8 protein-coding genes and 1 tRNA gene are annotated in these 10,649 nt (G+C 72.6%); 2 read left to right on the top strand and 7 right to left on the bottom strand.

Going from position 1 to position 10,649, the window contains the following annotated elements:
- Positions 1 to 591 precede the first annotated feature (591 nt).
- A tRNA-Tyr gene (locus D2L64_RS23885) sits at positions 592 to 675 on the bottom strand.
- A gap of 149 nt (positions 676 to 824) precedes the next feature.
- Between D2L64_RS23885 and D2L64_RS23880 the strand changes: the two genes are divergently transcribed.
- Positions 825 to 1,319, top strand: coding sequence for a YajQ family cyclic di-GMP-binding protein (locus tag D2L64_RS23880; RefSeq protein WP_119579446.1), 495 nt, complete (start codon positions 825 to 827; stop codon positions 1,317 to 1,319).
- A 55-nt stretch (positions 1,320 to 1,374) separates the two neighbouring features.
- Here D2L64_RS23880 and D2L64_RS23875 read toward each other — a convergent pair whose 3' ends face one another.
- Complete coding sequence (locus D2L64_RS23875; RefSeq protein WP_119579445.1) at positions 1,375 to 2,565, bottom strand: helix-turn-helix domain-containing protein; 1,191 nt, start codon at positions 2,563 to 2,565, stop codon at positions 1,375 to 1,377.
- A 222-nt stretch (positions 2,566 to 2,787) separates the two neighbouring features.
- Between D2L64_RS23875 and D2L64_RS23870 the strand changes: the two genes are divergently transcribed.
- Positions 2,788 to 3,003 carry a winged helix-turn-helix domain-containing protein gene (locus tag D2L64_RS23870; protein ID WP_233559119.1) on the top strand — a complete coding sequence of 72 codons (216 nt, stop codon included), beginning with the start codon at positions 2,788 to 2,790 and terminating at the stop codon, positions 3,001 to 3,003.
- 156 nt (positions 3,004 to 3,159) lie between these two features.
- Here D2L64_RS23870 and D2L64_RS23865 read toward each other — a convergent pair whose 3' ends face one another.
- The 5 genes from D2L64_RS23865 to D2L64_RS23845 form a co-directional block, all read right to left on the bottom strand.
- Positions 3,160 to 4,419: an MFS transporter gene (locus tag D2L64_RS23865; RefSeq protein ID WP_119579443.1), complete on the bottom strand. Its 1,260-nt coding sequence runs from the start codon at positions 4,417 to 4,419 to the stop codon at positions 3,160 to 3,162.
- Positions 4,420 to 4,596: 177 nt separating this feature from the next.
- Positions 4,597 to 5,472: a zinc metalloprotease HtpX gene (gene htpX, locus D2L64_RS23860; RefSeq protein WP_119579451.1), complete on the bottom strand. Its 876-nt coding sequence runs from the start codon at positions 5,470 to 5,472 to the stop codon at positions 4,597 to 4,599.
- Between the two features lie 136 nt (positions 5,473 to 5,608).
- Positions 5,609 to 7,072: an NADH-quinone oxidoreductase subunit N gene (locus D2L64_RS23855; protein ID WP_119579450.1), complete on the bottom strand. Its 1,464-nt coding sequence runs from the start codon at positions 7,070 to 7,072 to the stop codon at positions 5,609 to 5,611.
- 61 nt (positions 7,073 to 7,133) lie between these two features.
- Positions 7,134 to 8,666 carry a complex I subunit 4 family protein gene (locus D2L64_RS23850; protein WP_119579442.1) on the bottom strand — a complete coding sequence of 511 codons (1,533 nt, stop codon included), beginning with the start codon at positions 8,664 to 8,666 and terminating at the stop codon, positions 7,134 to 7,136.
- Between the two features lie 37 nt (positions 8,667 to 8,703).
- A complete protein-coding gene (locus D2L64_RS23845) occupies positions 8,704 to 10,632 on the bottom strand; it encodes an NADH-quinone oxidoreductase subunit 5 family protein (RefSeq protein ID WP_119579441.1) in 1,929 nt (642 codons plus the stop codon).
- Positions 10,633 to 10,649 lie beyond the last annotated feature (17 nt).

Raw genomic sequence — 10,649 nt, 5'->3', positions numbered from 1 at the left:
TAGACGAGTAAGTCCGAAGTCGGGTTAGTGGTCGTAGGCGATCAGGGACCTGGTCACGGGCTGGCCGGTGGGCCGACATGCTGCCGTCACCGGTCGAACCCAAGTTCTGACGAAACCCGCGCACTGCCGAATTCCGCTCTATCAGATCAAGGCACCGCGCGTCGCGCGGTGCCGGGGCGTGAGCCCGGCCGGCGGCAAGCCGCCCCGGCCGCCTACGGCGCCGGGGCGGTCAGCCACCGACAGCCGCAGGGCAGCCGCCCCACGACAGACATCCCGGCAGCGCCGCATCGGCTCCAGGCAGTACGGAAGCCGACCAACTCGGCCCAGGAAGCCGTTCAGGGCTTCCGTCTGCCGCGCCAGTCCAAACGGACTGGCTTGCCACCGGTCCGTCTCCCGCAGCCACAGACCGCCTCAGCCGTCCACACAGCGCCGTCCGCAACGCCAGCGCCGAGCCAACGAACGGGCCTTGATCAACCCGCCCACGATATGCCCACAACGAGTCGCAACGGGCTGGACTCAGCCGGACGGAGCTAGATCAACGAGAACGGCCCCCGATCAGCATTCCTGCTGGCCGGGGGCCGTACCTACACCTGGTGGCGGGTAGAGGATTCGAACCTCTGTAGCTTTCGCGACGGATTTACAGTCCGCTCCCATTGGCCGCTCGGGCAACCCGCCAGGGCATACCACCGCACCGTGGCGCGGCGGCGGAAGCAAGGATAGCGGCTCCCCCGGCCACCGTCGCAACCGGGTACCGTCAGGGAGTCGCACCCCCGGCCAACCGGGGGCAAAGGATCACAAACCAGCCGGACAGCAGGAGCATGAGTATGGCAGCGAACCCGTCCTTCGACATCGTGAGCAAGGTCGACCGCCAGGAGGTCGACAACGCCCTCCGCCAGGCGGAGAAGGAGCTTGCGACGCGGTTCGACTTCCGGGGCACGGGCGCGGAGGTCTCCTGGTCGGGCGAGGAGGCGATCAGCCTCCAGGCGGAGACAGAGGAGCGGGTGCGGGCGGCGCTTGAGGTCTTCAAGGAGAAGCTGATCAAGCGCAACATCTCGCTGAAGTCGTTGGACGCGGGCGACCCTCGGCAGTCGGGCAAGATCTTCAAGATCGACGCCAAGGTGGTGCAGGGCATCGACCAGGAGAAGGCCAAGGCGATCAGCAAGAAGATCCGCGACGAGGGCCCGAAGGGCGTGCAGGCGCAGATCCAGGGTGACCAGCTGCGGGTCACCGGTAAGAAGAAGGACGACCTGCAGGCCGTCATCACGCTGCTCAAGGGCGAGGACTTCGGGGTCGCCCTGCAGTTCACCAACTACCGCTAGGCGGTTCGCCGCCGGGCAGGTCGGTGCCGCTGAGCAGCGGGCTCCGATCCGCTGGTCATGAGCAGATCACGCCGAGGGCACGGGCGAGTTCGGTGATCGTGGTCGGGGCGTCCGGGTCGCGGGCGACCTGCGCGACCGTCGCCCGGCCGGCCGGGCGGTTGCGTACCTCGGCGGGTGCGATGTGGTCGGCTTGCAGCAGTACGCGGGCGGCGGCGCCCGGGGCGGCGGTGTGCAGGTAGGCACGCGCCGTCTCGATCAGGTGGGCGGCTCGGCGTTCGACGGGCAGGGACCGCCAGCCGTCCCGCTTCGTCACCCTCTGGTGCAGGGTGATCGCCTGCCGCACGTCGCCCAGTTCGACCGCGGCCGTCGTCCGGGCCAGCTCGACAGCGGTCGGCCCGAAGGCGGTGCGATGGTGGTCGTGCCCGTCGCCCAGCTGGGCGGCCATCTCCCCCGCCTCGTCCAGCAGGTCGACCGTCGCGCGCTCGTCACCCGAACCGGCCGCCATCAGGGCCGCCCGCAGCAGCAGGGTGCCGCACAGCGCCAGTTCCTCGGGCGTACCGTCATCGAGGTCGGACGGGGCGATCCGGTACGCGGCGGCGAGCATCACCGGCCTCGCCCGTGCCGGCAGGGCCTGCCCCAGTTGCACCGCCGCACACGCGACGAGCAGCCGGTCACCGGCCGCCACTGAGATGGCCCGGTCAGCGGCCAGCCAGGCAAGGCTCGCCTCGTCCAGCTTGACCAGCAACGCCGCCGTCACCCGGTACGCCTCCACGACCGCAGTGCGGCACGCCGCCGGATCCTGGGCGTGGGCGCGGTGCACCTCGGTCAGCAACGCCGGAAGCAACTCGACCAGCCGGGGATACCGGGCGTGCTGGTAGGTGCTCCACGCGTGCTCGATCTCCTGGGCCAGCCGGTCCGGCGACAACACCCGCCGGCCGCCGGCCGGGCGACCCAGCGCGATCTCGTACGCCGACAGGGCCGCCCTGATCTCCGCCACGCCCGCGTTCCGCTCGACCGCCTCGGGGCGTTGAAGGTCACGCCCGAGCAGGGTCGCGGCGTCGACCCGCAGGACCGCGGCGATGTCCCGGATGGTCGATACCCGCTCCAGGGAGCGGACCCCGCGCTCGACCTTGTCGACCCAGCTCTTCGACTTGCCCAACTGGTCCGCGAACGACTGCTGCGACAGTCTCCGCCGGACCCGCAGGTACGCCACCCGCCGACCGATCGGTACCGACTCACCCTTCACGACGCACGCCACAACGGCAGGAACACGGTCGTCTCCTTGGGCCGCAGTTGTCTGGAGACGTGGATGCCCGCTCGGGGGATGGGGCGGGCACCCACGCCGGCGAGGACGGCCCACAGCGCCAACCGAGGGAATCGACCTCGCTGCCAACTTCCCATGGGTAGCGTTGGGTAGTCAAGGGCTGGCATAGGTGGTCTACTCGTGTTGCCAACCGAGGAGAACCGCGTGCCGCCCCGCTACCGCTATGAACAGATCGCCGACGATCTTGCCTTGCGGATCGCCTCCGGCGAGTTTCCGCCCGGCGCAAAGCTGCCGAGCCGCCGAGAGCTGATCGAGCACTACGGGGTCACCGAGCCGGTGATCGACCGAGCCATGCAGGTGCTACGGATCAAGGGCATGACCGAGACGTTGCCGGGTGTGGGCGTCTTCGTCGCCGAGTAGCCTGCCGGCCTTCGGTGCCGGCTGGGTGGGGGTCAGCGGCCGAAGATCAGTAGCAGCACGATGGTGAGGATCGCGCTGACCAGGATCGAGCCGAGACAGCCGAGACGGTTCGAGAAGAAGGCGAACATCCGGTGGGGGTACCCGCTCCAGGCGCGGTCAGACCGGGGCGGGGGTCTCCTGGCGTACCGTGGCGATCTCCGCGCGGGCGATGGGGCCGGCGGGCAGCGCGGCGACCACGGCCCCGGCGGCGACTGCCGCACCGGCGAACAGGAAGGCCCAGGGCACGCCGCCGGAGTGGTCCACGATCAGCCCGGCGACCGCGCCACCGGCCGCGCTCGCGCCGACCGACATGGTCACCACCCAGGTGTACGCCTCGTTCAGCATGCCGGCCGGTGAGATCCGGCCGACCAGGGTGTTCTCCAGGGTCAGCGCGGGTGCGATGGTGGCGCCGCCGATGACCAGCGCGACGCCGAGCGCGCCGGGGGTGGGCATCAGGGCGAAGACGGCGAAGCTGCCGGCCACCGCGGCGAGGAGCCAGGCGAACTGGCGGGTCATGTTGCGGGCCGGTCGCCGGATCCCGAACCAGAAGCCGCCGATCGCGGAGCCGACGCCCCAGACCGCCAGGAGTACGCCGGCCAGGCTGTCCGGGTCGTCGGGGGTGTAGCGGGTGGCGAAGGCCGGTACGGTCACCCCGGCCGCGCCGAAGGCGATGCCGAGGCTGGCCACGCAGATCAGCAGGGCCGGGAAGCCGGCCACCTTCAGTGGGCCGAGCCCTCGGGTGCGGTGTTCCACCGAGTGGGGCTGCCAGGCACGCATGGTCTGGCCGAGCGCCACCGCGATGGTGCCGACCAGGGTGACCGCCGCCGCGCCGAGCAGGGCCGCGCCCGCGTCGGCGAACAGCACGAAGCCGGCCACCAGCAGCGGGCCGAGTACGAAGACCAGCTCGAACAGGGTGGTCTCGGCGGCGAGAGCGGTGTTGCGCAGGTGGTAGCGGCCGGAGGCGACGCTGGTCAGGTCGTTCCAGGCGCCCCGGATCGCGGCGGTCAGCGGCGGGTAGGTGGCACCGGCGATGGCGGCGGCCACCAGGACCAGGGCGAAGGGCAGGTCGTCGGCGCGGGCCGACCAGAGCAGCCCGACCAGGGCGAGCGGATGGGCGATCGCGGTGCCGAGCAGTACCGGGGTGGGGCCGATCCGGTCGGCGATCCGCCCGGCCACCGGGCTGAGCGCGGCACCGGAGAGGGCGTAGCAGCCACCGGCCGCGGCGGCCAGTGAGTACCGTCCGGTGACCTGCTCGACCACGAGCAGCAGCGCCAGTGGCGTCATGCCGATGCCGAGCCGCCCGACGATGCCGGTGATCAGCAGCGTCGGCGCCCCCGGGAGTTGCCAGACGCCCAGATACCGACGCAGCCCAGCCACCGCCGACCTCCACCAAGGTAAGGAGTCAAAGTCCTCCAGACCCTAACTCCCCGCCCTCCGGCGCCCAACCCACTTCCCACCCGACCTCCCGGAGAGTCGATCATGAGGTTGACGGCAAGTTGAAGATCAACCACTGCCGTCAACCTCATGATCAACCAGGTGGGCCCCCGGGTGGGGTTAGTGGTTGGGGTGGAGGGGGCCGGGGCGGGCTGCCATCTGTTCCAGGCGGGCTACCCGCTGCTCCATCGGGGGGTGGGTGGCGAACAGGGCGGCTACGCCGCCACCCCGGAACGGGTTGGCGATCATCAGGTGGGCGGTGCTGGTGAGCTGGCCCTCGGCGGGCAGCGGCCGACGCTGGGCGCCCATGTGGATCTTCCGCAGCGCGCTGGCCAGGGCCAGCGGGTCACGGGTCAGCTCGGCGCCCGAGGCGTCCGCCTGGAACTCCCGGCTGCGGCTGATCGCCAGCTGGATGACGGTCGCGGCGATCGGCCCCAGGATGATGGTGAGCAGCAGCACGAGCGGGTTCGGGCCGTCCTCGTCGCTGTTGCCGCCCAGCGGAATGAACAGGGCGAGGTTGGCCAGCATGGTAATGATGCCGGCGAGGCCGGCCGCCACGCTGGAGATGAGGATGTCCCGGTTGTAGACGTGCGACAGCTCGTGTCCGATCACGCCACGCAGCTCGCGGTAGTCGAGGATCTCGACGATGCCCTGGGTGACGCAGACCGCCGCGTTCTGCGGGTTGCGTCCGGTGGCGAACGCGTTCGGTTGGGCCGTCGGGCTCACGTACAGCCGCGGCATCGGCTGTCGAGCCTCGGCCGCCAGCTCACGCACCATGTGGTACAGCTCGGGGAACTGTGCCTCGCTGACCGGTTGCGCGCCCATCGAACGCAGTGCCAGCTTGTCGGAGTAGAAGTAGGTGACGCCGTTCATCACCAGCGACACGAGTACGGCGATGACCAGTCCGCCGCTGCCACCGAACCAGTAGCCCACCGCCAGGATCAGCGAGGTGAGCAGGCCGAGCAGCGCGGCGGTCTTGAGACGGTTGTGGTGCACGATCACTCCTTCGGTGCACGGATGCCGGATCCGCTGACCGGTACAACAACACCGGTACCCGTCAACCATCCGTCTCATGGCTGAGAGTTGACTGAGTGACGCTCAAGAGTGGGAGTTACGGCCGCAATGGCCGGGTTCAGCCGCCGGCGAGGTCGAGCACCAGTTGCGGGGCGAAACCCACGATCACGGCGAGTGCGGTCGCCACCGCCAACGCGACGGCCACCACCCGCGCCGGCCGGACGGCGGCGGGCGTGACGTCGCCGGCCGGGGCGTAGAGCAGCGCCGCGAACCGCAGGTAGTAGGCCAGGCCGACGACCGCGTTCAGCGCCACCAGCAGGGCGAGCCAACCGGCGTCCCCGCCGAGCAGCGACCGCACCACGGTCACCTTGGCGAACAGGCCGGCCAGCGCGGGCGGCAGCCCGGCCAGGCCGACCAGGGCGAACGCCAGGCCCGCGCCGACCCACGGGTGCCGTCGCGCGGCGCCGCGCAGGTCGTCGAGCCGACCACCGTCCGCCCCGGCGGGGCGCAACGCCACCACCCCGGCGAACGCGGCCAACTCCAACAGCACGAAGAAGACGGCGTACGCGAGGGCGGCGGCGTACGCGCCGGCCCGGGCGTCGGCGTCGGCCAGGGCGAGGGCACCGAGCGGGGCGAGGATGTACCCCGCCTGGGCCACCGAGGACCAGGCCAGCAGCCGGACGGTACGCCGCTGGCGCAGCGCCACCAGGTTGCCCACGGTCATCGTGAGCGCGGCGACCAGGGCCAGCACCGGGCCGGTCACGCCGGGCGGCAGCGCGTGCTGCACGACAGCCAGCAGGGCGACCACGCCGCCGAGCTTGGAGGCGGTGGAGAGGTACGCGGCCACCGGCAACGGTGCCCCGTCGTAGGTGGCCGGGGCCCAGGCGTGGAACGGCACCGCCGCCACCTTGAACGCCAGCCCCGACACCACAAGCGTCACCGCCACCGTGGTCAGCGGCAGGTCGAGCAACTCCGACCGGTCGGCCAGGAGCACACCCAGCCGTTCCAGGTGCAGCCCGCCGGTGGCGGCGTAGAGCAGCGCGGCGCCGAGCAGGGTGAGCGTGGTGGCCACCACGCTCACCACGAAGAAGGTGACCGCCGCCTCGGCACCGGCCAGGCTGCCCCGGCGCAGCCCGACCAGGATGTACAGCGGCAGGGTGAGGGTCTCCACCGCGACGATCAGGGTGATCAGGTCACCGGCCGCGCCGAGCACCACGCCGCCGGTCATCGAGCAGGCGAGCAGGAAGCAGAACTCGCCCACCGGGGTGCGCCCGTCGCGCAGCAGCGGCCCGGACAGCGCCAGCACGCCGAGCACCAGCAACGCCACCAGCGCGGCGACCAGTGCCGCCCGGCCACCGAAGACGTACGAACAGTCGGCGCCCACGCAGAAGGTGCGGCGCTCACCGCCGACGCTGACCGCCGCCGCGCCGACCGCGGTGGCGACCGCGCCGGTGGCCGCCGCGGCCACCGTCGCCACCGGCCGGGCCAGCAGCAGGTCGACCAGGAGCACCAGCACGGCCGTCCCGGCAGCCAGGTACGCCGGCAGCAACGCCACGCTGTCGACGGTCTGCGCCACGCTCACCACGCCGCCTCCCTCCGGTCGACACCACTACGGGAGCCCACCGGGCAACCGGTTCGCGCGCTCATCGCAACACCCCCACCAGGGCGGCCACCGGCGCCTCGGCGACACCGAGCACCAGCGTCGGGGCCAGCCCGACGGCCAGCGTCAGCAGCACCAGCGGCACCCAGGCGGCCAGTTCCGCGCCGGCCAGCCCCGGGCGGAGCCCGGCGACCGCCGTACTCGGTCGGCCGTGGGTGACCCGCCGCAGCAGCCGGAGCAGGTACGCCGCGGTCAACGCCCCGCCGAGCGCGGCCAGTACGGCCAGCGTGGTCCAGAGCGCACCGCCGGTCTGGACGGCGGCGACCACGGCGAACGCCTCACCCCAGAACCCGGCCAGGCCGGGCAGCCCCAGGGAGGCGACCGCCGCGAAGGCCAGCAGGCCGGACAGCCGGGGCGCGGTCTCCCGCAGCCCGGACAGTTCGCGCAGCGCACCGGTGTGGGTACGGTCCTTGATCGCACCGGCCAGGAAGAACAGCAGGCCGGTGACGATGCCGTGGGCGACGTTGCCGATCAGCGCCGCCTGGATGCCGGTAGCGGTCAGCGTGGCGACTCCGAGCAGCACGAAGCCCATGTGCCCGACGCTGGAGTAGGCGATGAGCCGCTTCAGCTCGGTCTGTGCCAGGCAGACCAGCGAGCCGACCAGGATGGCGGCGACGGCGAGCACCCCGAGCACCGGGGCGGCCCAGCGGGCGCCCTCCGGTGCGACCCCGACGGCGACCCGGATCAGGCCGTACGTGCCCATCTTGAGCAGCACCCCGGCGAGCAGCACGCTGCCGACGGTGGGTGCCTGGGTGTGCGCGTCGGGCAGCCACGAGTGCAACGGCCAGAGCGGGCTCTTCACCGCGAAGGCGAGGGCGAGCAGCGTGAACGCGGCGAGCTGGGTGCTCCGGGGCAGCCCGGTGCCGCCGGTCAGCGCCACGATGTCGGCGGTGCCGGCGGCGGCCACCACGACGTAGACGCCGACCAGCAGCAGCACCGAACCGAAGAGCGTGTACAGCGCGAACTTGCGCCCGGCGCGGCGCCGGGCCGCCACCGCCGCCGGATCGGTGCCGTCGCCGCCCCAGCCGACGATGATCGCGTACATCGGCAGCAGGACGACCTCGAAGAACAGGAAGAACAACACCAGGTCGAGAGCGAGGAAGGTACCCAGGATGCCGACCTCGACCACCAGCAGCAGGGCCACCAGCGCCCGGCCGCTGCCGCCCGGCGGCACCCGCCACAGGCTGTACCCGCAGCAGAGCAGGGTGAGCAGCGCGGTCAGCACCACCAGTGGCCAGGAGATGCCGTCCACGCCGAGGTGGAAGCGCAGGTCCAGCCCCGGTACCCAGGGCAGGTCGACCGCGTGCCAGGGCCGCACCGCCGGTGCTGCCGTCCCGTAGGAGACCCAGCCGGCGTCCCGGCCGACGACCAGCGCGACCGCCGCGACGAGGGTCAGCGCGGCGGCGGCGACACCCACCAGCCGGGCGGCCCGGTCGCGGGGCGTGGCCGCCACCGCGAGCGCGCCGACGGCGGGTACCGCGAGCACCGCGACCAGCAGCAACTGCCCGAGACTCATGCCGCCCCTCCGGTCTTCACCGACGCCGCGCCGGATGTCATGAGGTGGCTCCGATCAGGACGGCGGCCAGGCCGATCAGCAGCGCACCGGCGAGCACCGCGGTGGCGGCCCGGGGCAACGCCGCCCGGTGCAGGTCGCCGAGCCCACCGCCGAGGGCCCGAGCGGCCCGGCCGGTGCCGGTGACCGCGCCGTCGACGAGGCGCTCGTCGGCACCACGGGCCAGCCGACCCAGCGCCGCCGTGGGGCGTACGACCAGGGTGTGCTGGACGTCGTCGAGGCGGAACGCGCGGGCGAAGACCGGCCGCAGCGGGCCCAGCGCCGTCGCCGGATCGGCGGCGCTGTCGCGGCGCCACCGGACCCAGGCCAGCCCGGCCCCGAGGGCCAGCAACGCCAGCGGCAGCAGCATCAGCGGCGCGACGTGCAGCAGCTCAGCTGTTGCCGGCTCGCCGGGGACAGCGGACGGCAGCCGGTCGGCGAAGGCGGGCCAGAAGCCGGCCAGGCCGAGCAGCACGGCCGGTACGGCGAGCAGCAGCACCGGCCAGCGCAGCACCGCCGGCGGATCGTGCGGGTTCAGCAGCGGGTCGCGGGCGGCACCGAAGAAGGTACGCAGCAGCAGCCGGGTGGCGTACCAGGCGGTGACCGCGACGCCGAGCAGCCCGGACAGGAAGACCAGCCAGCCCACCCAGGCCGGGGCCGGACCGTCGCCCAGCAAAGCGGACTCGGCGGCGGCGAGCACGCCCTCCTTGCTCCAGAAACCGGAGAGCGGCGGTACCCCGGCCAGCGCGCCCAGGCCGACCACCGTGCACCAGAAGGTGACCGGCATGCGGTGCCGCAGCCCGCCCATCCGGGACATCAGGGTGGTGCCGACGGCGTGGATCACGACACCGGCGGCGAGGAACAGCAGCGCCTTGAACGCGGCGTGGGTGAGCAGGTGGAACAGGGCGGCCGGCGGGGAGCCGACGGCCAGCGCACCGGTCATGTAGCCGAGCTGGGAGACCGTGGACCAGGCCAGCACCCGTTTGATGTCGTCCTGCGCGGTGGCCGCGAACGCGCCGAGCAGCAGGGTCACCGAAGCCATCACCCCGAGCACCGCCAGCACGGTGGGGGTGGCCTCGAAGAGCGGCCAGAGCCGGATCACCGCGTACACCCCGGCGGCGACCATGGTCGCGGCGTGGATCAGCGCGGAGATCGGGGTGGGGCCAGCCATCGCGTCCGGCAGCCAGGTGTGCAGCGGGAACTGCGCGCTCTTGCCGGCCACCCCGGCGAGCAGCAGCAGCGTGGCGGCGGTGAGCGTACCGGTGCCGTGGTCGTGGGCGAGCACGTCGGCGATCCGGAAACTGCCCGCCGAGACGCCGAGCAGCGCGATGCCGAGCAGGAAACCGACGTCGCCGACCCGGGTCACCAGGAACGCCTTCATCGCCGCGGCCGGTGCCGCCGGCAACCGCCGGTCGTGGGCGATCAGCAGGTACGAGCAGAGACCCATCACCTCCCAGCCGACCAGTAGCAGGATCAGGTCCCCGGAGACCACCACCAGCAGCATGGCGGCGGTGAAGAGACTGATCTGCGCCGCGTACGGCGGGTAGCGGTGGTCCACGTCGACGTCATCGTGCGGGCCGCGCTTGAGGTAGCCGGTGGAGTAGACCTGCACGGCCAGGGCGACCGCGGCGACCGCCACCGCGACCAGCGCGGCGGCGCCGTCGAGGCGTACCCCGAGGGTGACGGTGAGCCCGCCGAACCGGATCCAGGTGGTCGACGCCTCGGTCGACGAGTCCAGGGTGAACAGCAGCGCCACCGCCAGGGCGAGGGCGCCGGCCGCACCGGCCACGCCGAGGCCGACGGCGAGGCGGCGGGCGGTCTCCTGACCGGTGGCCGCGCCCCGCGGGGAGGGCGGCAGCAGCAGGCCGGTCAGGCCGGCGACCAGCGGTACGACCGGCAGCAGCACGCCCAGCAGCGTCGTGGTGCTCACCGCTCCCCCTCCGGCCG

The organism is Micromonospora radicis (assembly GCF_003583405.1).
GTDB lineage: Bacteria > Actinomycetota > Actinomycetes > Mycobacteriales > Micromonosporaceae > Micromonospora > Micromonospora radicis.
The sequence above is the reverse complement of the archived record's forward strand: the minus strand, read 5'-3'. Positions and strand labels throughout refer to the sequence as shown.